Raw genomic sequence first — 19,673 nt, 5'->3', positions numbered from 1 at the left:
CCCCCTCATCCGCCGCCGGCAACCTCATCCAGTCCCGGCGGGGAAAAAGACGAAATCCGCAAGCGTCGAAGCCCCCTCTCCCCGCCTGCGGATAGAGGGTCAAGGTGAAGGGCAAACTGCCCGCCGAGCTTGACTTTGCCCGACAAAACCCCGAATCCGTTGCCCTTCCGGAATAATCAGGACGACAGAACCTATGCCCGCAGACAGGAACATGGACGACAAGCCGCTTTTCGGCCGCCCCTGGATCTTCATCCGCGGCGTTCCCGCAATGAAATTCCTTCCGCCGGAGGGGCCGCTGGAAGTGGCCTTCGCCGGTCGCTCGAACGTCGGCAAGTCGTCGCTGATCAATGCGCTGGTCGGGCAGAAGGGCCTTGCGCGAACATCGAATACGCCGGGCCGGACGCAGGAACTCAATTACTTCGTCCCGGGCGGCTATTCCGGCGAAGGCGCCGACCTGCCGCCAATGGCGCTGGTCGACATGCCGGGCTATGGTTATGCGCAGGCCCCGAAGGAACAGGTGGACGCCTGGACCAAGCTCGTGTTCGACTACCTGCGGGGCCGCGCGACGCTGAAACGCGTCTACGTGCTGATCGACAGCCGCCACGGCCTCAAGAAAAACGACGACGAAGTCCTCGACCTCCTCGACAAGGCGGCGGTCTCCTACCAGATCGTGCTGACCAAGACCGACAAGATCAAGGAACCGGCGGTGCCGAAGCTCGTCGCCGAGACGCTGGAAAAAATCCAAAAGCGGCCGGCCGCCTATCCGGAAGTGCTTTCTACTTCCTCCGAAAAGGGCAAAGGGCTCGAGGAACTGCGTACCGCGATTGGCGAAACGGTCGGCCGCCCCGCCTGATTGCGACAAAACAGATCCGGCCGCCCTCGAGGAAAGGCGGCCGGATCCGGATGCAAGAGCTCTGACCTGCTGGGACCGACGCTTACATCTTCGGCAGAAGGACCTTGTCAACGACGTGGATGACGCCGTTCGACTGCCTGACGTCGGCGATCGTCACCTGCGCCACGCCGCCCATTTCGTCGGTAAGCGTGATCTTGCCCATGTTTTCCTTGGCCTTCAGGATGCATCCGCCGACCGTCTTGACGTCATGGGTGCCCTTGTCGTCCTTGATCATCTTGTCGATGGCCGTTGAGAGGGCATTGGCGGCGACTACGTGGCAGGTCAGAACCTTCGTCAGCTGCGCCTTGTTTTCCGACTTCAGCAGTGTCTCGACCGTGCCCTTGGGCAGGGCGGCAAACGCTTCGTTGGTCGGCGCGAAGACCGTGAACGGCCCCTTGCCCTGAAGCGTCTCGACCAGGCCGGCAGCCTTGACGGCGGCGACGAGGGTCGTGTGGTCCTTGGAGTTCATGGCGTTTTCGACGATGTTCTTGCTTTCGAACATCGCAGCGCCACCGACCTTGGGGTTTGCGGCATAGGCGCCGGCGGTGGTGGCCGAAACAACGGCTGCGATGACAATCGTGCGGAGTGCGGACTTCAACATGATACTTTCCTCTTCCTCTCGAAGGATATGATCGCCCCGGCGCTGAAGCGCGCCTCCCAGGGCTTCCCGTCCCCGCATCGGCGGGGACATCACAAGGGACGGAGGACGGTGAGAAAGAGTTTCAGGCTCGCGGAAAAATCCGGGTAATGGAATTCAACTTGCTGATTTCACTTCCATATATCTGAGATCTAGAGATTCCTCGCCAGCCCGGAAGCAATGACCGGTCCGGTCGGCTGGCCGGTCGGAGAGCCGCCGAAGGGCTCAACGCTCACGGCAAAAGTCACGCCATCCTTGAGCCGCGGACGAAGATCACTGGGTATTTCGACGGCACCGCCCCCGCTCTGCGGCAGGACGCCGAGAGAAATGGCCGGATTGCCGCCGTCCGGAACCAGCCACAGCTGCAAGGAGCGCTGATCGGCCGTTTTTGCGGCGACCGGTGTCAACTGCAGCCGGCCACTGCCTGCATCATATTGCGCCAGCAGGCTGATCGCGGCGCCCTCGTCGCCGGCCATCTGCGCCACCAGCGACCGCGATGGGGCGCCACCGCCGATCCAGCCCGACTGAAGCGAGACGTAAGTAATCAGCAGCGCCAGCGAGGCGAAGGCCAGGCCGCGCCAGAAAAGCAGGGAATTCCACCAGCTGCCGGCCGCCGCGAGTTCCCGAGCAAAGGAGTTCTGCGGAAACAGCCGCGCCTCGATCTTCGAATAGGTGTTGGCCGGCGGCATCACGTCGTCGTATTCATCATTGAACTCGGCAAGGTTCTCCTGCCAGCGGGCGACGATCCGGGCGAAGGACTTGTCCCTGGCGAGCCGTGCCTCGACCTTCAGGCGATCCGCCTGCGACAGAACGCCAAGCACATATTCGCCGGCGAGCAGTTCGTCGCGGGAGCGATCTCCTTCGCTTTGTTCCGGCGTCGTCATCGGTCCAGGCACTCTCTCAGTTTCAAAAGGCTGCGCCGGAGCCAGGTGCGCATCGTATTCAGCGGCACGCCGTGGCGCTCCGCCAGCTCCTGGTAACTCAGGCCTTCCACATAGGCGCTGCGAACGGCGCCCGCCCGATCAGATTCTAACTCTTCCATACACCTGTCAATGCGTTTGCCCTCCCCTTTCAGCACCGTTTCCGTCTCCGGATCACGGGCGGAATCGGGAATGTCCCAACTCTCCTCGATGCTGTCCGCCACGGGTTTGCGCGATCGGAGGATATCGATGGAATGGTTGCGCGCGATCGCCACCAGCCAGCCAAGCGGGCCCGCTCCGGCGCCGGCAAACCGGTCTGCACGCTGCCAGATCTTGACGAAGACCTCCTGCAGCGCATCCTCGGCATCGCCCCGATCCTTCAAGATACGAAGGCAGACGGAGAAAAGTTTCGGAGATGTCGCCGCATAAAGCGCCGACAGCGCCGCACGGTCGCGGAGCGCAAGGCGACCTATCAGCGCGGCGATGTCGTCGTCGGTCGCCAAGCTGGCCCCTCCTGCCGGGCGCGTCGTCTTCGCGACGACCGCTCTTTCCGCGTCCTTATACGTTCAAAACTTATCGCCGGATTATTTCCTCTGTTAAAAACATGCGCTAAAACCCGCCCCACTCATTTTTAAGGGGAATTCGATGACGGCTTCCGATAGCGAACTTCAGGCCAAGCTTCTGGCGCAGGCGCTGCCCTACATGCAGCGTTACGAGAACAAGACGATCGTCGTGAAATATGGCGGTCATGCCATGGGCGACACGGAACTCGGCAAGGCCTTCGCGGCGGACATCGCGCTCCTCAAGCAGTCGGGCGTCAATCCGATCGTCGTGCACGGCGGCGGCCCGCAGATCGGCACCATGCTCTCCAAAATGGGTATCGAATCCAAGTTCGAGGGTGGCCTGCGCGTTACCGATCAGAAAACGGTCGAAATCGTCGAGATGGTTCTGGCCGGTTCGATCAACAAGGAAATCGTCGCGCTGATCAACCAGACCGGCGAATGGGCGATCGGCCTCTGCGGCAAGGACGGCAACATGGTCTTCGCCGAAAAGGCGAAGAAGACCGTCGTCGATCCGGACAGCAACATCGAACGCGTTCTCGACCTCGGCTTCGTTGGCGAAGTCGTTGAAGTCGACCGCACCCTGCTCGACCTGCTCGCCAAGTCGGAGATGATCCCGGTCATCGCCCCTGTCGCCCCCGGCCGCGACGGCGCCACCTACAATATCAATGCCGATACGTTCGCGGGCGCCATCGCCGGCGCGCTGAACGCCACCCGCCTGCTCTTCCTGACCGACGTTCCGGGCGTGCTGGACAAGGACAAGAACCTCATCAAGGAACTGACCGTCGCCCAGGCGCAGGCGCTGATCAAGGACGGCACGATCTCCGGCGGCATGATTCCGAAGGTCGAGACCTGCATCGAGGCGATCAAGGCCGGCGTGCAGGGCGTCGTCATCCTGAACGGCAAGACCGCCCATTCGGTACTTCTCGAAATCTTCACCGAACACGGCGCCGGCACGCTGATCGTTCCCTGATCAAGTTTCAGCTTGCGGCGGCAAACACCGCCGCGGCATCTTCCTTCAGCTTGGCCATCATCGCCCGATAGGGACCAGGCCCATAACTCACCCGGCCGACGCCGAGTTCGGCCAGCCGTCTTGGCGCAGAAACGCCGCCCATCATCATGATGTTGACCGGCAGGGCCACGGCCTCGCAGAGTGTTGCGACCAATCCGTCATCCGCCAGCCCCGGCGCAAAGAAACCGCTGGCGCCGGCAGCGGCATAGGTCTTGGCGCGCGCAATCGCCTCGTCGAGAAGACCGGCATGCTTCGCTCTGTCGCCTTCCTGCAGGAAGAGGTCAGTGCGGGCATTGATGAAAAAGGGGATGTCGCGGCCATCCGCCATCATCCGGATGGCGCGGATGCGCTCGGCCTGTCTTTCCGCGGGATAGACGCCACTGCCGCGCACCACCTGGTCCTCGAAGTTGATGCCGACCGCACCGACATCGATGACCTTGCCGACATTCTTCGCCAGTTCGGCAGGGTCTTCCGCGTAACCGCCTTCGAAATCGATGGTGAAAGGCAGGTCTACGGCCGAGGTGATCGATTTCGCGGTGGCGAGCAGCACGTCCATCGGCAGGTTCTCGCCATCGGCATAGCCTTGCGCGGCGGCGACCGACCAGCTGCCCGTGCCGAGCGCCTTGGCGCCGGCGTCGGCAACGGCCCTGGCCGTGCCGGCATCCCAGATATTGTAGATGATGACCGGATTGCCCTTCTGGTGCAGTGCGCCGAATGCCGCTGCCTTGTCCTTCTGAGACATACATGGTCCTCCCGTTGTTTCCGCGCATCCTAGCCGGATTCGAAGAGGGATGCCGCCGGAAATCGGGCGTCGATTATAAAAAGAGCAACCCAAGAATGCCGCAGACGATCAGCAGGCAGCCAAGGATTTCCATGCGGTTCGCCCGCTCGTGGAAGAGGAAGTAGGAGGCCATGAAGGTGAAGACGAGTTCGATCTGGCCGAGAGCGCGCACATAGGCGACCTGCTGCAGGGTCATTGCCGTGAACCAGCCGGCCGAGCCGACGACGCCCGCAAGCCCCACCAGCGCGGAAGAACGCCAGGTGAGCAGCACCTGGATGATCTCGCGCTTGTCCTTCCAGAACATCCAGACCAGCATGAAGGCGGTCTGGAAGGTGGTGACGCAGGCAAGCGTCATGGCCGCTTCCATCACCGGCCCCGGCCCGTCGAGCGACAGGGAAGCCGTGCGGTAAGCCACTGCCGAAATGCCGAACACGGCACCCGAGGCGATACCGATCAGCGCGGTGCGGCTTGCCAATGCCACCAGCATGTTGCGCCAGGAGAGCGGCATGCGAGCCATCGAGATCATCATTACGCCGATGACGCCGACGACGATAGCCATGACAGCTCCGGGCGTCAGTTTCTCGCCGAGCAGCACGAAACCGAAGACCGCAGCCTGCACCGGCTCCGTTTTGGAATAGGCGGTGCCGACCGCGAAATTCCTGAGCGAGAAGAGATGCACGAGCAGAATGGTCGCGAAGATCTGTGAAAGACCGCCGATCACAGCCCAGAGCGCGAAGGTCCAGTTCAGCGCCGGGAAGGGATAACCGGCGAAATGGTGCAGGCAGAGGACGTAGAGGATCGCCACCGGAAAGCCGTAGCCGAAGCGCACGAAGCTTGCCGCCCGGGTTCCGAGCTTTCCCTGCAGGTGTTTCTGCAAGGCGGAGCGCAGGTTCTGCAGGAAGGCAGCGGCGATTGTGATGGGGATCCAGAGTTCCATATCACGGCGGTATCATGCGCCCCGATCCGCCGCCAAGGGCGGTTTCGCGCCGAATCGTCCTGCTTTTTCGATTTTCTTTGGCGCTGCATCCGTGCATAAAGCGGGCATGGACAAAAAGCCGAAGACCTCTCCCGAGCCAGCCGATTTCGCCCACATCCGTGATTGGGTGTTCGATCTCGACAACACGCTCTACCCGCATCACATCAATCTCTTCGCGCAGATCGACGTCAACATGACGGCCTATGTGCAGGAGCTTTTGCAGCTCGGGAAGGAAGAGGCACGGGCGCTGCAGAAGCGTTATTACCATGAGCACGGCACGACGCTCCAGGGCCTGATGCTGAACTACGGCATCGATCCCGACGGCTTTCTCGAACGGGCGCATGCGATCGACTACTCGGCGCTGCTGCCCAATCCGGAGCTCGGCGATGCGATCAAGGCGCTGCCTGGCCGCAAGTTCATCTTCACCAACGGCAGCGTGCCGCATGCCGAGGCCGCTGCCCGGGCGCTCGGCATCCTCGAACATTTCGACGACATCTTCGATATCGTCGCAGCCGATTACGTCCCGAAGCCGGCGGGCGCGACCTACGACAAGTTCGCGAGCCTGCACCGGGTCGACACGCAGAACGCCGTGATGTTCGAGGACCTGCCGCGGAACCTCAAGGTGCCGAAGGCGCTCGGCATGCGCACCGTGCTGCTCGTGCCGCACAATCTCGACGCGGTGCTGATGGAGCGTTGGGAGAAGCTGACCGACGAGGACGATCACATCGATTATGTGACCGACGATCTCGCCGGTTTCCTCAATGGGCTGCGCGCCGGCTGATACCGTTTCGGCTTACCAAAAGTTCATCCACATTACACAGGTTTAAGTGGTCCTTGCCGGTTGCGGCGCCTACCTTCAGGCTATCGAAACAACCGGAAAGGACCCCCTCGATGACCGCTAAAAAGATCGTTCTGGCGACACTCGGCGTCGCCCTGATCGCCGGAGCCGCCATGCCGGCATTTGCCGCACCCGGCCGAGACGGCGCCGATCGCGGGCCGATGGGGCCGATGGGCCGCGGCGTGATGCAGGACGTGACGTTCGTGCGCCTGCTCAAGACGGCCGATGCCAACAAGGATGGCAAGATCTCCAAGGACGAGATGACGGCCTTCCAGGACAGGCTCTTCACCGAGATCGACGCCAACAAGGACGGTTCGCTGACGCGCGGCGAGATGTTCGACCATCGTCAGGCGAAGTTCGAAGAGTTCCGCAAGAACAATCCGCCGCCGGCCGTGGCCAACACTGCCGACAACCAGGTTCCGGGCAATCCGGACGACCAGAACCAGACCGCCGACCAGCGGGGCGACCACCGTCGCGACCGCGATCATGCCGGCTGGGGTCGTCATGGCCGGGATCGAGATGACCGCGACGGTCACGGCTGGGGCCGTCATGAGGCCCGCTGGGACCGGCATGATCGCGGCGATGGGCGCCCGATGATGCGCGGCGGCATGTTCCGCATGCTCGACGAGGATCGCGACGGCAAGGTCACCAAGGCCGAAGCGATCGCCGCCGGCGACAGGCTGTTCACCCGCATGGACACCAACAAGGACGGCACCATTTCCATCGACGACCTGCCGGACCGCCCCCTCTAGTTCTCCGCCCCCTTCGAACTAGTCCCGGCAGTCGTCGTCAAAGGAACCGCCCTCCCTTCCCAAAGGAGGGCGGATTCCTTGTTTTTACGGATCGGGAAATTCATCGCTCAGGACGGCCTCCAAACCTAGCCGGAAGTTTCGATCTGCGACTTCACCGGCAGAATTCCCTGCCGGCAATCTGGCCGTGAACTCCCGACTTTTCGATCAAGCGTTCAGTGCTCGTAGAAGTCCGCGATGACCTTCCAGGCCTGGTCGGCCGTCTCCACGAAGCTGATCAGATTGAGGTCTTCGGGCGCGATGGTGCCGAATTCCGCCAGGGCATCGAAATTGATGATGCCGCGCCAGAATTTTTCCGAGAACAGGATCAGCGGAATGCGCTCCATGCGCTTCGTCTGAATGAGCGTCAGTGCCTCGAACATCTCGTCCAGCGTGCCGAAGCCGCCGGGGAAGACGGCGACCGCCTTGGCGCGCATCATGAAATGCATCTTGCGGATGGCGAAATAGTGGAAGTTGAAGCTGAGCTCCGGCGTCACGAACCGGTTCGGCGCCTGTTCGTGTGGCAGCATGATGTTGAGACCGATGCTTGGAGCCCCGGCTTCCGCTGCACCGCGATTGCCGGCCTCCATCACGCCCGGACCACCGCCGGTTACCACCACATATTCCTGGTGGTTGTGGTTTGCCGAATGCTTGCCGCAGAGGGCTGCGAACTTCTGCGCCTCCTCGTAAAAGACGGAAGCCGCCTCGAGGTTCTGGCGCTGGATTTCGTTACGGGCCGCCCAGGCGCTCTGGCCTGGTGCCGGAATGCGGGCGCCGCCGAAGAGCACGACGGTGGATTTGATACCGCGCTCGGCCAGCATCATTTCCGCCTTCATGAGTTCGAGCTGCAGACGAATGGGACGGGTCTCCTCCCGCGAGAGGAAATCCTCGTCCACATAGGCCAGGCGGTAGGAGGGCGAAAGCGTCTGCGGCGTTTTCGGCTGCCCGGCGGCGGCGCGCTTGTCCGCGACGTTGTCCTTCAGCGGATCCCAGACCCCATCCCTGCGCCGCGGTCCATCCTTCTTCGCTCTTGCCATTTCAACATTCCTTCCGGCGCCAACAGCGGGTTGACGCCAATTCGCATTGACGCTTGAGTGGCGGTCGCTTAGAGCAAATGACACCAATTGGCCACCTTTCCCACCATCACGATATCGAGTGACGTTTAAGGATTCCCCATGAGCAACCCTGACTTCTCTTCCCTCGAAAAGACTATCGAGACGGCCTTCGACAACCGCGACAGCGTCACGATTTCCACCAAGGGCGAAGTCCGCGATGCGGTCGAGGAAGCTCTGAACCTGCTCGACGGCGGCAAGGCGCGTGTCGCGAGCCGCGGCGCGGATGGTGCCTGGATTGTGCATCAGTGGCTGAAGAAGGCGGTGCTCCTCTCCTTCCGCCTCAACGACATGGAAGTCGTCAAGAACGGCCCGGGCAATTCCACCTGGTGGGACAAGGTACCGTCGAAGTTCGAAAACTGGGGCGAAAACGCCTTCCGTGCCGCGGGCTTCCGCGCCGTGCCGAATTGCGTCGTGCGCCGCTCCGCCTATATCGCCAAGAACGTCATCTTGATGCCGTCCTTCGTCAACCTCGGCGCCTATGTCGACGAAGGCACGATGGTCGACACCTGGGCGACCGTCGGCTCCTGCGCCCAGATCGGCAAGAACGTCCACCTTTCGGGCGGCGTCGGGATCGGCGGCGTGCTGGAGCCGATGCAGGCCGGTCCGACCATCATCGAAGACAACTGCTTCATCGGCGCCCGCTCGGAAGTCGTCGAAGGCTGCATCATCCGCGAGGGTTCCGTTCTCGGCATGGGCGTCTTCATCGGCAAGTCGACGAAGATCGTCGATCGCGCCACCGGCGAGGTCATGTATGGCGAGGTGCCGCCCTATTCCGTCGTCGTCGCCGGCACCATGCCGGGCAAGCCGCTGCCGAACGGCGAGCCGGGTCCGAACCTTTATTGTGCCGTGATCGTCAAGCGCGTCGACGAGCAGACCCGCTCCAAGACCGGCATCAACGAACTGCTGCGCGACTGATATTCAAGGCCGATATTCCGAAATGTCCGCGTCTCATCCCTCTGGCGATCCCGTCGCCAATCTCCAGTCCCTCATCCGCTGCCCTTCGGTGACACCTGCCGAAGGCGGCGCGTTGTCCGCACTGGAAGCCATGCTTCTGCCGCTCGGCTTCAAGGTCGAGCGCATGGTGGCGACGGAGCCGGGCATGCCGGATATCGAAAACCTCTATGCGCGACTTGGCGTCGACGGCCCGCACCTGATGTTCGCCGGGCACACGGACGTCGTCCCGCCGGGTGACGAAAGCGCCTGGAGCCATCCGCCCTTCGCAGCCGAGATTGCCGGCGATACGCTTTACGGCCGGGGCGCCGTCGACATGAAGGGCGGCATCGCCTGCTTCCTCGCAGCGATCGCCCGCCATATCGAACAGCACGGTGCTCCCAAGGGCTCGATCTCTTTCCTCATCACCGGCGATGAGGAGGGCCCGGCCGTCAACGGGACCGAGAAACTCCTCAAATGGGCGGCCGAAAGAGGCGAGCGCTGGGATGCCTGCCTCGTCGGCGAGCCGACCAATCCCGATGTGCTGGGTGACATGATCAAGATCGGCCGCCGTGGTTCGGTCTCCGGCAAGGTGACGGTCCATGGCGTGCAGGGCCATGCGGCCTATCCGCATCTGGCCGACAATCCGGTGCGCGGGCTGCTGCCGCTCGCTTCGGCGCTGATGGACCCGCCCTTCGATGCTGGCACGCCGGAATTCCCGGCCTCCAATCTGGAAGTGACATCGGTCGATGTCGGCAATCCCGCGACCAATATCATTCCGGCCAAGGCGACATTCGCCTTCAACATCCGTTTCAACGACATCTGGACGGCCGATACAGTGAAGGCGGAGATCCTGCGCCGTCTCGATGCCGCCGCGGCTCAGGGTCCGCTACGCCCTGGCCGCCAGCCGGCGCGTTACAAAATGGCCTGGGCCGAGCGCCCGAGCCATGTCTTCCTTACCCGCAACAACGCTCTGATCGCTTCGCTCTCCGGCGCCGTGGAGGCCGTCACGGGCAAGGTGCCGCAGCTTTCGACGACCGGTGGCACGTCGGATGCGCGCTTCATCAAGGATTATTGCCCGGTGGTGGAATTCGGCCTCGTCGGCCAGACCATGCACATGGTCGATGAGCGCGTCGCCCTTGCCGATCTGGAGACGCTTACCCAAATCTACGGGACCTTCATCTCCCGCTGGTTCGATAATGCCCTCCTATCATGAAGTCCGGCTATACCTCAGCGGCCTCTGGCTGCTGATCAAAGGCGATGCGCAGGGATTCCGGCTGCTCGATATTTCCGATCGCGGCATGGTGCGGTCCTTCTGGGCCTTCGTCTGGTGCCTGCCGCCGGCCGTCGCGTCCTGGCTCTGGCTGCACGAACTGATGCTGGACGGCATGCCCAAGGGGTCGCGGCTCGGCGGCCTGTTCTTCCTGCGTACCGCCATGCTGGAGGTTCTGACCTGGCTCCTGCCGCTGATCCTGGCCGGCCTGCTCTGCCTGCTCACCGGCATCCAACGGAAATTCCCAGCCATCGTCGTGACGATGAACTGGCTTGCGGTGCCGTTTTCGTGGATCTACGGGCTGATGTGCGCGCTGATGCTGCTCGCGCCGGCGATGCTGCCGATCATCGGACTGCTCCAGCTTGCGCTGATCATGGCGCTCATCGTTGCGTTTTCCCGCATCATCCGCATGATCAATGGCCCACAGCCGCTGATGATCATCGCCTTCGTGCTGGTGCTGATGGTCCCGAACATCATCCTGACGGAAGCCCTGCAGCGCTTTCTCGGCATATATCCGTTCTGAGCAGCCCTTCCATCCCTGGATTACGGATCGATGGTGATCATGGATCACCTGGATAATCGACCTTCATGAAATAGAGCCCGTCCGGTGGCGCCACCGGCCCGCAGGCGGCGCGATCCCGCGCGTCAAGCGCCGCACGCACATCCTGAGGCGTCATCTTGCCTTCGCCCGCGAGCTTCAGGGTGCCGGCGAAGGAGCGGATCTGATTGTGGAGAAAACTCTGGGCGCTGGCGCGGATCTCGATCAGCTCGCCGTTGCGCGTCACATCCAGCCGGTCGAGCGTGCGGACGGGGCTGGTCGCCTGGCAATGGGCGGAGCGGAAGGTGGTGAAGTCGTGATGCCCAACCAGCGTCTGCGCCGCCGCATGCATCGCTTCGTGATCCAGCTCGCGGGCGACCCACCAGGCGCGCTTCGCCTCGAGCGCCAATGGCGACGGCCGGTTGAGGATGCGATAGAGGTAATGCCTGCGCAGCGCCGAGAAGCGCGCGTCGAACTCATCGTCGACCGCCTGAACGTCGAGTACCGCAACCTTCTCGCCCGCCATCATCAGGTGGGCGTTCAGCGCGTTGCGCAGTTTGTAGGGCTTCCAGTCGCGCGCGAGATCCGCATGGATCACCTGGCCTATGGCATGCACGCCGGAATCGGTGCGGCCCGCGCCGCGGATCGAGACCGTCTCGCCGGTCAGCGACAGAATGCCCGCCTGCAATGCGGCCTGCACCGAATGGCCGTTTTCCTGCATCTGCCAGCCGACATAGGGCGTGCCGTCATATTCGACGGTCATACGGAAACGCGGCATCAGGCGGGCCCGATCTTTTGAACAAGTCTGGCGCCGGCCGCAAGCGGCGTGCCGCGCAGGAATTCGGAAGCAGCAAGCGGCTTGCCGCCGGCCTTCTGAAGTTTTACGAGCCGCACGGCGCCTTCGCCGCAGGCAACCGTCAGCGCATCATCCAGCACGCTGCCGGCCTCGCCGCTTCCCTGAGCCATTTCGGACGCAAGGACCTTGATGCGTTCCACCCTGCCATTGATCTCCGCCTCGAACCAGGCGCCCGGAAAGGGCGAAAGACCACGGATATGATTGTGGACGTCGCGCGCCGGTCCGGAGAAATCGATGCGCGTCTCACCCTTGTCGATCTTGGCGGCGTAGAGCACGCCTTCTTCGGACTGCGGCGTCAGGGGCAGGTCGTTCGCTTCTAGCTTCTCCATCGCCTCGACCATGGCGCGGGCACCGGTGAGCATGAGCCGGTCGTGCAGCTCGCCAACCGTCATGTTTTCGCCGATCTCGACCTCTTTGGTCAGCGCGACGGGGCCGGTATCGAGGCCTTTTTCCATCTGCATGACCATCATCCCGGTTTTTGCGTCACCGGCCATGATGGCGCGCTGGATGGGTGCCGCGCCCCGCCAGCGCGGCAGGAGCGATGCATGGCCGTTGTAGCAGCCGAACCGCGTGCCGGTGAGGATCGCTTCAGGCAGCAGAAGGCCATAGGCGACCACGACCGCGACATCCGCCTTGAACGCGCGGAAGGTTTCGCGATCTTCCTCCGCTTTGAAATTGGGCGGCGTCAAAACCGGTATGCCGAGCAGTTCGGCCGCCTGATGCACAGGCGACTTCACGAGATCGAGCCCTCGCCGCCCGCCCGGCCTCGGCGGCTGGGTATAGACCGCGACGACCTCATGCCCCGCCTGCTTGAGGCTCTGCAGCGTCGGCACGGAAAATTCCGGCGTGCCCATGAAGATGATGCGAAGAGACATATCGTTGCCCGCTTTTGTTCAAGCGCCTTCAAACGGGTTTACCGGCCGAAGATCAAGCCCCTCGACGTCTTTTACCTTGCATGTCGCCAGCGTTGCGCCGTGGGAAAGGCGGATAGCGGTGACCATCGCCTCCCTGGTTCCGATTGGCCTGCCTCGCATGCGACGGCGGACGCTGCTTTCCCGTAATGATGAGCGGCGCCGCCCGAATTTTTCAACGGATGCTAAACAGCCTTCGTCTTGGCAGCCTTGGTGAATTTCTTGATCACCATCTCGCGCTTCAGGCGGGAGATGTAGTCGATGAACAACACGCCGTTGAGATGGTCTATCTCATGCTGCAGGCAGGTGGCGAGAAGTCCGTCCGCTTCCACGAGATGCTCCTTGCCGTCGCGACCGATATGCTTGACGGTGACGATCGCCGGACGCTCCACCTCCGCATAATATTCCGGGATCGACAGGCAGCCCTCCTCATAGACGGAACGCTCGTCGGAAGACTTGACGATTTCTGGGTTGATGAAAACCTGCGGCTGCTTCTCTTCGCCTTCGCGCGAAACGTCCACCACCAGGATACGGCGCGGCACACCGACCTGGATCGCCGCAAGCCCGATGCCCGGAGCGTCGTACATAGTCTCCAGCATATCGTCGGCAAGTTTCAGGAGTTCGGCATCCACCTGCTCGATGGGCTTGGAAACCTGGCGCAGGATCGGGTCGGGAAGAATAATCAGCGGCTTGATCGTCATGGCCTCCCATAACCCATCTTTTTTTCCGATGAAATAGGGATTGCGATCGCTCCGGACAGAATGTTCACGTTTTGATCTTTTCAAGCCGCGGATTTCTGCTAGCCTGAGATCATGGACAATCTTCTCGATCGCCTTCCCCAGCTTCTGGCCGCGCAGCAAACCATGGCAATCGTCGCCGCCACGGCCATTGCCGGTATCGTTTTCCTGATCCTGTGGATGCGAGCCAACATCCGGCGGCAAACGGAAGCAGCCCGCTCGGCAATGGAATCCGAGGCCAGGCTTGCGGAATTGATCAGGGCTCAGAATGAGATGCAGGGCCGGCTGTCGGCCATGGCCGAGACGCTTTCCGCACGCCAGTCCGAACTCAGCCAGGTGGTCAGCCAGCGGCTCGACGGCATGACGCACCGGATCGGCGCGACCATTACCGAACAGACCAGGTCCACTCATGAAAACCTGCGCCGGCTGCAGGAGCGCCTGGCGGTGATCGACGCGGCGCAAAGCAACATCCAGACGCTCGCCAAGGATGTCGTCGGCCTGCAAGCGATTCTTTCCAACAAACAGACCCGCGGCGCCTTCGGCCAGGGCCGCATGGAAGCGATCGTCGCCGACGGGCTGCCGATGGGCGCCTATACGTTCCAGACGACGCTTTCGAACGGCATGCGGCCGGACTGTACGGTGAAGATGCCGAACGGTGCGCCGCCGCTGGTTATCGACGCCAAGTTCCCGCTCGAATCCTGGAACGTGTTTCGCGAGGCGGCGGCTCCGGATGCCAGACGGGCGGCGGCGCAGGCCTTCAAGCGCGATCTCGACGTGCATATCCGCGACGTTTCCGAAAAATACCTGATCCCCGGCGAAACCCAGGACATGGCTTTTCTCTTCGTGCCGTCGGAATCGATCTTCGCCGAGATACACGAGCATTTCGAAGCTGCCGTTCAGAAGGCCCAGCGGTCAAAAGTGGTGATCGTCTCGCCTTCCCTGCTGATGCTGTCGATCCAGGTCATCCAGGCCGTCTTGAAGGACCAGCGGATGCGCGAGCAGGCACATCTCATCCAGGGCGAAGTCGCTTTGCTGATGGAGGATCTCGGGCGCCTCGACGACAGGACGCGCAAGCTGCAGGCGCATTTTCTCGCGGCGCAGAAAGATGTCGAGCAGATCGTCACCTCCGCCGACAAGCTGAACCGCCGCGGCGCCAGGATCGGCACCCTGGAACTGGAGGCGCCGGCGGATGCAGAACCGCCGACGGACATGCCGCAGGCGAAAGTCGTCGAAAGCCGGACCGGTCTCCTCAAGCTTCGGGTGGTTGACGAGGAGTGACGCGGTCGGGCACAGTCGCGCCACTTTTAAACCTTGAGACAGGCCTGCCCAATGATCACCGTTCTCGGCTCCATCAACATGGACCTCATCGCCACCACCGACCGTCTGCCGCAGCCGGGAGAGACGGTGGCGGGATCGGGTTTTGCAACGGCGGCGGGCGGCAAGGGTGCCAACCAGGCGCTTGCCGCCCGCCGTGCGGGCAGCGTCGTGAGGATGGCGGGTGCGGTCGGCGAAGACGGCTTTGCAAAGCCCGCGCTTGCCCTTCTGACGGAGGCCGAGGTCGATCTTTCCGCCGTTGCACATGTCGGCGAACCGACGGGGACGGCGCTGATCCTGGTTGGCGGAACGGGCGAGAACATGATCGCCGTCGTTCCCGGCGCCAACGGAACGGTGAGCCGGGAGCAGGCCCATGCGGCCGTCGAGGTCATGCAGAATGGCGATATCCTCATGCTGCAGCTCGAAATCCCGGCGGACACGGTGGAAACCGCCCTGCGCGCCGCAAAGGCGAAGGGCATCCTGACGGTGATCAACACCGCGCCGCTGACGGAAGAAGCCGCAAGGCTCGCACGGCTCGCGGATGTCGTGGTTGCCAACGAGACCGAATTCGAACGGCTTGCGGGACATCCGGTCCCGGACGCGGCAACCCGCAAGTCGGCCTTGGAAAAACACCACGCGGAAACCGGCCAGACGCTGGTAGTGACCCTCGGCGGCGATGGCGTCATTGCCATTCGCGACGGAGAATTCTTCGCCGCCCGCGGCCTCGACATCGAGCCGGTCGATACGGTCGGGGCCGGCGATACGTTCTGCGGTTATCTCGCGGCGAGCCTCGAACAGGGACTGGATTTCGGCAAAGCCCTGCGCCGGGCGGCGGTCGCAGGTTCGCTCGCCTGCCTCACGCCGGGGGCACAGCCTTCTATTCCGCCGGCCGAAGCCGTCGATGCGCGGATTTAATCGATTTAAGCCAATGTTACCTGCAGTGTTTTGCTGCAATGCGGTGACTCATCGGGTGGATTTTAGTTAAAGTTAACACATCGCCACTAGGGTCGCGGTCAAGATCTCCGCGGGATTTGGCCGGTAACCCCATTTGCCTCGCGGACGCCCCATGAAGGGGCTCAACACCCTTCCGCACTGCGAGGCAACCTATGTTTTCGCTGAAGATCAAATCCCTCTCCACGAAGCTCATCCTGGTGACGAGCCTGGCGATCGCCCTGGTTCTCGTCATTTCCAACCTCTTCCTGATTTCCCAGACGCGCAGCCGCGTCTCGACACTCACCATGGCGCAGGCGGAGGCGGAAGCCCGCTCGATCGCCAACGAGGTCGCCGTCGATATGGGCCAGCTCGCCGGCGCCGCCCGGTCGATCGCCGGCGTCATCGGCCGCGGCCACGCAGGCGGTTATCTGAATCGCAAGGGCGTGGTTGACGCGCTGAAGGCCAATCTGGAACAGAACGTCTTCGCCTACGGCAGCTGGTTCGCCGAAGCGCCCGGCACGTTCGACGGCAAGAACGCCGAGTTCGTCGGCAACAAGGACATGGGCGGCAACAAGAAGGGCGAGCTCGCTCCGTATTGGACCAAGAGCAAGACCGGCGATATCGCCTACAGCGTCTTCGACATCGATACTCAGGCGGAGTGGTATGCGCTCGCCGCGAATTCGAAAAAGGGATCGCTGACCCAGCCTTATGTCGAAAGCACGACAGGCGACGCGACGGCGATGAGCTCGGTCGCCTATCCGGTCATGTCGGGTTCGAAATTCCTCGGCGTCGCCGGTCTGGACGTGTCGCTCGCCACGCTGACGAAGAAGCTGCAGGCCATGCGCCCCTTCGGCTCCGGCCGCGTCCTGCTCGTCTCGCAGGGCGGCGCCTGGATCGTGCCGGTCAAAGCCGACAAGCTGATGAAGCCGGTCGATGGCGAGAAGGCAAACGAGCTGCTGGCCACACTGAAGTCCGGCAAGCCCGCGCAGCTCGACCATCTCACCACGGATGCATCCGAACCTTACGAGCGCGTCGTCTATCCCTTCACCGTGCCGGATCTCAACGCGACCTGGGCGATCGTTGTCGACGTGCCGCAGAGCGTGATTGCGGCTCCCGTGCAGGACCAGACACTGATGATGGTGCTCGGCGGCCTCGTCGTGATGGCGGCCTGCATCGCCACTCTTTATTTCGGCAGCAGCGTTTTCGTGCGTCGCCCGCTCGGCGCGCTGCTTGGCAGCGTCGATCTTCTCGGCCAGGGCCGTTTCGAACAGCCCGTTCAGGGTCAGGAACGGACGGACGAGATCGGCTCGCTCGCCAAGTCGCTCGAAGGCTTCCGCCACACGCTCGCCGATGGCCGCCGCTTGGAGGCGGAAGCGGAGGCGCAGCGAAACGCCGCCGATGCCGAGCGCGGACGCTCCGAGACCGAGCGCGAAGACAATGCACGGCAGCAGCAGCGCGTCGTCGGTTCGCTCGCCAAGGGGCTTGCAGAGCTTTCCGGCGGCAATCTCGGTTATCGCATAGAGGATGAGTTCCCCGGGGATTATGCCAAGCTCAAGGTCGATTTCAACAAGGCGCTGGAAAGTCTCGAGGATACGATCGCGACGGTCAATTCCACCGTCCGCAACATCGGCAACGGCACCCGTGAAATCACCTCCAGCGCGCAGGATCTTTCACGCCGCACCGAGCAGCAGGCCGCCAGCCTGGAGGAAACGGCAGCCGCCCTTAACGAGCTCACGGCCCAGGTAAATTCGAGCGCCGAGAACGCAAGCTCTGCAGCCGCCACCGTCAATCTCGCCTGCGAGGATGCCGAGAAATCCGGCGAGGTGGTGCAAAAGGCCGTCGCTTCCATGGAAGGCATTGCCCATTCCTCCCAGGAGATCTCCCGCATCATCGGCGTGATCGACGAGATCGCCTTCCAGACCAACCTTCTAGCGCTCAATGCCGGCGTCGAAGCGGCGCGTGCGGGCGAAGCCGGCAAGGGATTTGCTGTCGTTGCTCAGGAAGTTCGGGAACTTGCGCAGCGTTCCGCCAATGCTGCGAAGGAGATCAAGGCGCTCATCAACGCCTCGACCAGCCAGGTGAAGGATGGTGTAGATCTGGTCGGCAAGGCGGGCGACACGCTACAGAAGATCGCCGTGCAGGTGATGCAGATCAACGGCCTGATCCGGCAGATCTCCGCCTCGGCCAGCGAGCAGGCGGCCGGCCTCAAGGAGGTCAACGCGGCCGTCAACCAGATGGACCAGGTCACCCAGCAGAACGCGGCCATGGTGGAGGAAACAACGGCCGCCAGCACGGTGCTCAGCACGGAGGCGGAAACGCTGAATTCGCTGGTCTCGCGCTTCCGCGTCTCGGCTCATGCTGCCGGTCATCACGCGCCGCAGGCCTTGCGTCAGATCGCGGAGGCCATGCGGGCGCCGCAGGCAAGCGAACCGGCACCGCGCGTCAGGGTAGCAGCCACGGTCGCCGCGTCTCGTAGCACCGCCGCGGTGGCAACGGATGAATGGCAGGAATTCTGATCGCCATAGATGCATGAAAAAGCCGCCGTAACTCGGCGGCTTTTTCATGCCCGCATCTCTCCCGACCAATAATCAGAGCCGGCCGACACGCTCGGTCAGCAGTGCGAAGAAACCATCGGCATCGACCTCGCGCATGACCGTAGCATTCGGCTTGCGACCGGAGACGCGCCACCAGTCTACCACCGTCATGCCGACCGTAAGCTCCGACTGAGTTTCAATCTCGACATTGCATTCCCGGCCGGAAAAAAGCTCGGGCTTCAGGAGATAGGCGATCACCGTCGGGTCGTGCAGTGGACCGCCGTCCGAGCCGTATTTCTCGATATCGAACCGTTCGAAGAAGGCCAGCCAGTCGACCAGCACCTTTGCCGGATGGGTTCCGAGTGCGGCGATCTTCGCAACCCGTGCCTTGGTGGTGAGCAACTGGTGGGTAACGTCGAGCGGCATCATGACGATCGGCATGCCTGACGCAAAGACGATCTTGGCCGCCTCCGGATCGACATAGATGTTGAATTCGGCCGCAGGGGTGATGTTGCCCCCTTCGAAGAAGCCCCCGCCCATCATCACCAGTTCCCTGACGCGCGAGGCGATGTCGGGAGCCTTCTGAAGTGCCAGCGCCACGTTGGTGAGCGGGCCAAGCGTACAGAGCGTCACCGTTCCGGCAGGCTCGTTCCGCAACGTCTCGATGATGAAGTCGACGGCATGTTTTTCACGTACCATCATCACCGGCTCAGGCAGTGCGACGCCATCGAGACCGCTGCGGCCATGCACATGCTCGGCGGTCACCTGCGGCCGATGCGTCGGCTTCAACGCACCTTCATAGACCGGTGCGTCGGGCTTGCCGCAGAGCTCGCAGACGATCCGTAAGTTTCGACTCGTGTAGGAAAGCGGCACGTTGCCGGCCACCGCGCACAGGCCGAGCACTTCCAACTCGTCCGGACTGGCAAAAGCCAGCATGATCGCGGCGGCATCGTCCTGGCCCGGATCGGTGTCGATGATGATCTTTCTGCGCTGCATGGCCACTCCCGTTCTCAGCGGCGGGTGTTGTCGCTCCCTTGCGTGTTGTCAAGCATCATCCTGCTCACGTGGCGCGATCGTGACCGCACCGACCCGGGTTGTCCTTGCGCGCAACACGGCAAATACCCATAT

The 19,673-nt window shown here is 62.7% G+C and carries 20 protein-coding genes; 10 read left to right on the top strand and 10 right to left on the bottom strand.

The features are described from left to right. The first annotated feature begins 193 nt into the window (after positions 1 to 193). Positions 194 to 853: a ribosome biogenesis GTP-binding protein YihA/YsxC gene (gene yihA / locus DMO26_RS26820; protein ID WP_117195394.1), complete on the top strand. Its 660-nt coding sequence runs from the start codon at positions 194 to 196 to the stop codon at positions 851 to 853. 82 nt (positions 854 to 935) lie between these two features. Here the strand turns inward: yihA and DMO26_RS26815 are convergent, their stop codons facing one another. From DMO26_RS26815 to DMO26_RS26805, 3 genes are all read right to left on the bottom strand, one after another. Next, positions 936 to 1,493 (bottom strand): fasciclin domain-containing protein, encoded by a 558-nt coding sequence (locus DMO26_RS26815; RefSeq protein ID WP_117195393.1) that lies wholly within the window; start codon positions 1,491 to 1,493, stop codon positions 936 to 938. A gap of 188 nt (positions 1,494 to 1,681) precedes the next feature. Then, positions 1,682 to 2,413 carry an anti-sigma factor gene (locus DMO26_RS26810; protein ID WP_117195392.1) on the bottom strand — a complete coding sequence of 244 codons (732 nt, stop codon included), beginning with the start codon at positions 2,411 to 2,413 and terminating at the stop codon, positions 1,682 to 1,684. Then, complete coding sequence (locus DMO26_RS26805; protein WP_117195391.1) at positions 2,410 to 2,952, bottom strand: sigma-70 family RNA polymerase sigma factor; 543 nt, start codon at positions 2,950 to 2,952, stop codon at positions 2,410 to 2,412. Before DMO26_RS26805 ends, DMO26_RS26810 begins: the two co-directional genes overlap by 4 nt. A 142-nt stretch (positions 2,953 to 3,094) precedes the next feature. On the opposite strand from DMO26_RS26805, the gene argB reads away from it, so the two are divergent. Then, positions 3,095 to 3,982, top strand: coding sequence for an acetylglutamate kinase (gene argB, locus DMO26_RS26800; protein ID WP_117195390.1), 888 nt, complete (start codon positions 3,095 to 3,097; stop codon positions 3,980 to 3,982). A 7-nt stretch (positions 3,983 to 3,989) separates the two neighbouring features. On the opposite strand, the gene DMO26_RS26795 is transcribed toward argB, so the two are convergent. Next, the gene (locus tag DMO26_RS26795) at positions 3,990 to 4,763 is read right to left on the bottom strand and encodes an isocitrate lyase/PEP mutase family protein (protein WP_117195389.1); all 774 of its coding nucleotides are present in this window, start codon (positions 4,761 to 4,763) and stop codon (positions 3,990 to 3,992) included. A gap of 73 nt (positions 4,764 to 4,836) precedes the next feature. Next, complete coding sequence (locus DMO26_RS26790; protein WP_117195388.1) at positions 4,837 to 5,739, bottom strand: DMT family transporter; 903 nt, start codon at positions 5,737 to 5,739, stop codon at positions 4,837 to 4,839. 106 nt (positions 5,740 to 5,845) lie between these two features. Between DMO26_RS26790 and DMO26_RS26785 the strand changes: the two genes are divergently transcribed. Beyond that, a complete protein-coding gene (locus DMO26_RS26785) occupies positions 5,846 to 6,559 on the top strand; it encodes a pyrimidine 5'-nucleotidase (RefSeq protein ID WP_117195387.1) in 714 nt (237 codons plus the stop codon). A 110-nt stretch (positions 6,560 to 6,669) separates the two neighbouring features. After that, positions 6,670 to 7,368, top strand: coding sequence for a hypothetical protein (locus DMO26_RS26780; protein ID WP_117195386.1), 699 nt, complete (start codon positions 6,670 to 6,672; stop codon positions 7,366 to 7,368). Positions 7,369 to 7,580: 212 nt separating this feature from the next. Here the strand turns inward: DMO26_RS26780 and DMO26_RS26775 are convergent, their stop codons facing one another. Further along, the gene (locus DMO26_RS26775) at positions 7,581 to 8,441 is read right to left on the bottom strand and encodes an LOG family protein (RefSeq protein WP_117195385.1); all 861 of its coding nucleotides are present in this window, start codon (positions 8,439 to 8,441) and stop codon (positions 7,581 to 7,583) included. A gap of 138 nt (positions 8,442 to 8,579) precedes the next feature. On the opposite strand from DMO26_RS26775, the gene dapD reads away from it, so the two are divergent. The 3 genes from dapD to DMO26_RS26760 are packed head-to-tail and all read left to right on the top strand — an operon-like array spanning position 8,580 to position 11,245. Next, on the top strand, positions 8,580 to 9,434 hold the full coding sequence (dapD, locus tag DMO26_RS26770; RefSeq protein WP_117195384.1) for a 2,3,4,5-tetrahydropyridine-2,6-dicarboxylate N-succinyltransferase: 855 nt from the start codon (positions 8,580 to 8,582) through the stop codon (positions 9,432 to 9,434). Positions 9,435 to 9,456: 22 nt separating this feature from the next. Beyond that, entirely contained in the window at positions 9,457 to 10,665 is a 1,209-nt protein-coding gene (gene dapE, locus DMO26_RS26765; protein WP_117195383.1) for a succinyl-diaminopimelate desuccinylase, read from the top strand. Further along, positions 10,649 to 11,245 (top strand): hypothetical protein, encoded by a 597-nt coding sequence (locus DMO26_RS26760; RefSeq protein WP_117195382.1) that lies wholly within the window; start codon positions 10,649 to 10,651, stop codon positions 11,243 to 11,245. The genes dapE and DMO26_RS26760 overlap by 17 nt, the downstream gene beginning before the upstream one ends. Before the next feature lie 37 nt (positions 11,246 to 11,282). On the opposite strand, the gene truA is transcribed toward DMO26_RS26760, so the two are convergent. The 3 genes from truA to def form a co-directional block, all read right to left on the bottom strand. After that, positions 11,283 to 12,038 (bottom strand): tRNA pseudouridine(38-40) synthase TruA, encoded by a 756-nt coding sequence (gene truA / locus DMO26_RS26755; protein WP_117195381.1) that lies wholly within the window; start codon positions 12,036 to 12,038, stop codon positions 11,283 to 11,285. After that, a complete protein-coding gene (fmt, locus tag DMO26_RS26750) occupies positions 12,038 to 12,991 on the bottom strand; it encodes a methionyl-tRNA formyltransferase (RefSeq protein WP_117195380.1) in 954 nt (317 codons plus the stop codon). Before fmt ends, truA begins: the two co-directional genes overlap by 1 nt. Positions 12,992 to 13,212: 221 nt before the next feature. Further along, complete coding sequence (gene def, locus DMO26_RS26745) at positions 13,213 to 13,728, bottom strand: peptide deformylase (protein WP_117195379.1); 516 nt, start codon at positions 13,726 to 13,728, stop codon at positions 13,213 to 13,215. Positions 13,729 to 13,890: 162 nt separating this feature from the next. Here def and DMO26_RS26740 point away from each other — a divergent pair, with 162 nt between their 5' ends. From DMO26_RS26740 to DMO26_RS26730, 3 genes are all read left to right on the top strand, one after another. Continuing rightward, positions 13,891 to 15,042, top strand: coding sequence for a DNA recombination protein RmuC (locus tag DMO26_RS26740; RefSeq protein ID WP_226951433.1), 1,152 nt, complete (start codon positions 13,891 to 13,893; stop codon positions 15,040 to 15,042). Positions 15,043 to 15,093: 51 nt separating this feature from the next. Continuing rightward, positions 15,094 to 15,993 (top strand): ribokinase, encoded by a 900-nt coding sequence (locus tag DMO26_RS26735; RefSeq protein WP_117195377.1) that lies wholly within the window; start codon positions 15,094 to 15,096, stop codon positions 15,991 to 15,993. A gap of 191 nt (positions 15,994 to 16,184) precedes the next feature. Next, on the top strand, positions 16,185 to 18,527 hold the full coding sequence (locus DMO26_RS26730; RefSeq protein ID WP_117195376.1) for a methyl-accepting chemotaxis protein: 2,343 nt from the start codon (positions 16,185 to 16,187) through the stop codon (positions 18,525 to 18,527). Between the two features lie 72 nt (positions 18,528 to 18,599). On the opposite strand, the gene DMO26_RS26725 is transcribed toward DMO26_RS26730, so the two are convergent. After that, positions 18,600 to 19,541 carry a nucleoside hydrolase gene (locus DMO26_RS26725; RefSeq protein ID WP_117195375.1) on the bottom strand — a complete coding sequence of 314 codons (942 nt, stop codon included), beginning with the start codon at positions 19,539 to 19,541 and terminating at the stop codon, positions 18,600 to 18,602. Positions 19,542 to 19,673 lie beyond the last annotated feature (132 nt).

The sequence above is a fragment of the Rhizobium terrae genome (assembly GCF_003425685.1).
GTDB classification, from domain to species: domain Bacteria; phylum Pseudomonadota; class Alphaproteobacteria; order Rhizobiales; family Rhizobiaceae; genus Neorhizobium; species Neorhizobium terrae.
This window is presented reverse-complemented; position numbering and strand designations above follow the sequence as displayed.

Coding starts and splice junctions, on each gene's coding strand:
- dapE (WP_117195383.1), top strand. CDS start 9,457: ATGTCCGCGTCTCATCCCTCTGGCGATCCCGTCGCCAATCTCCAGTCC.
- DMO26_RS26810 (WP_117195392.1), bottom strand. CDS start 2,413: ATGACGACGCCGGAACAAAGCGAAGGAGATCGCTCCCGCGACGAACTG.
- DMO26_RS26790 (WP_117195388.1), bottom strand. CDS start 5,739: ATGGAACTCTGGATCCCCATCACAATCGCCGCTGCCTTCCTGCAGAAC.
- DMO26_RS26735 (WP_117195377.1), top strand. CDS start 15,094: ATGATCACCGTTCTCGGCTCCATCAACATGGACCTCATCGCCACCACC.
- def (WP_117195379.1), bottom strand. CDS start 13,728: ATGACGATCAAGCCGCTGATTATTCTTCCCGACCCGATCCTGCGCCAG.
- DMO26_RS26725 (WP_117195375.1), bottom strand. CDS start 19,541: ATGCAGCGCAGAAAGATCATCATCGACACCGATCCGGGCCAGGACGAT.
- DMO26_RS26795 (WP_117195389.1), bottom strand. CDS start 4,763: ATGTCTCAGAAGGACAAGGCAGCGGCATTCGGCGCACTGCACCAGAAG.
- fmt (WP_117195380.1), bottom strand. CDS start 12,991: ATGTCTCTTCGCATCATCTTCATGGGCACGCCGGAATTTTCCGTGCCG.
- dapD (WP_117195384.1), top strand. CDS start 8,580: ATGAGCAACCCTGACTTCTCTTCCCTCGAAAAGACTATCGAGACGGCC.
- yihA (WP_117195394.1), top strand. CDS start 194: ATGCCCGCAGACAGGAACATGGACGACAAGCCGCTTTTCGGCCGCCCC.
- DMO26_RS26730 (WP_117195376.1), top strand. CDS start 16,185: ATGTTTTCGCTGAAGATCAAATCCCTCTCCACGAAGCTCATCCTGGTG.
- DMO26_RS26780 (WP_117195386.1), top strand. CDS start 6,670: ATGACCGCTAAAAAGATCGTTCTGGCGACACTCGGCGTCGCCCTGATC.
- DMO26_RS26815 (WP_117195393.1), bottom strand. CDS start 1,493: ATGTTGAAGTCCGCACTCCGCACGATTGTCATCGCAGCCGTTGTTTCG.
- DMO26_RS26740 (WP_226951433.1), top strand. CDS start 13,891: ATGGCAATCGTCGCCGCCACGGCCATTGCCGGTATCGTTTTCCTGATC.
- truA (WP_117195381.1), bottom strand. CDS start 12,038: ATGCCGCGTTTCCGTATGACCGTCGAATATGACGGCACGCCCTATGTC.
- argB (WP_117195390.1), top strand. CDS start 3,095: ATGACGGCTTCCGATAGCGAACTTCAGGCCAAGCTTCTGGCGCAGGCG.
- DMO26_RS26775 (WP_117195385.1), bottom strand. CDS start 8,441: ATGGCAAGAGCGAAGAAGGATGGACCGCGGCGCAGGGATGGGGTCTGG.
- DMO26_RS26785 (WP_117195387.1), top strand. CDS start 5,846: ATGGACAAAAAGCCGAAGACCTCTCCCGAGCCAGCCGATTTCGCCCAC.
- DMO26_RS26760 (WP_117195382.1), top strand. CDS start 10,649: ATGCCCTCCTATCATGAAGTCCGGCTATACCTCAGCGGCCTCTGGCTG.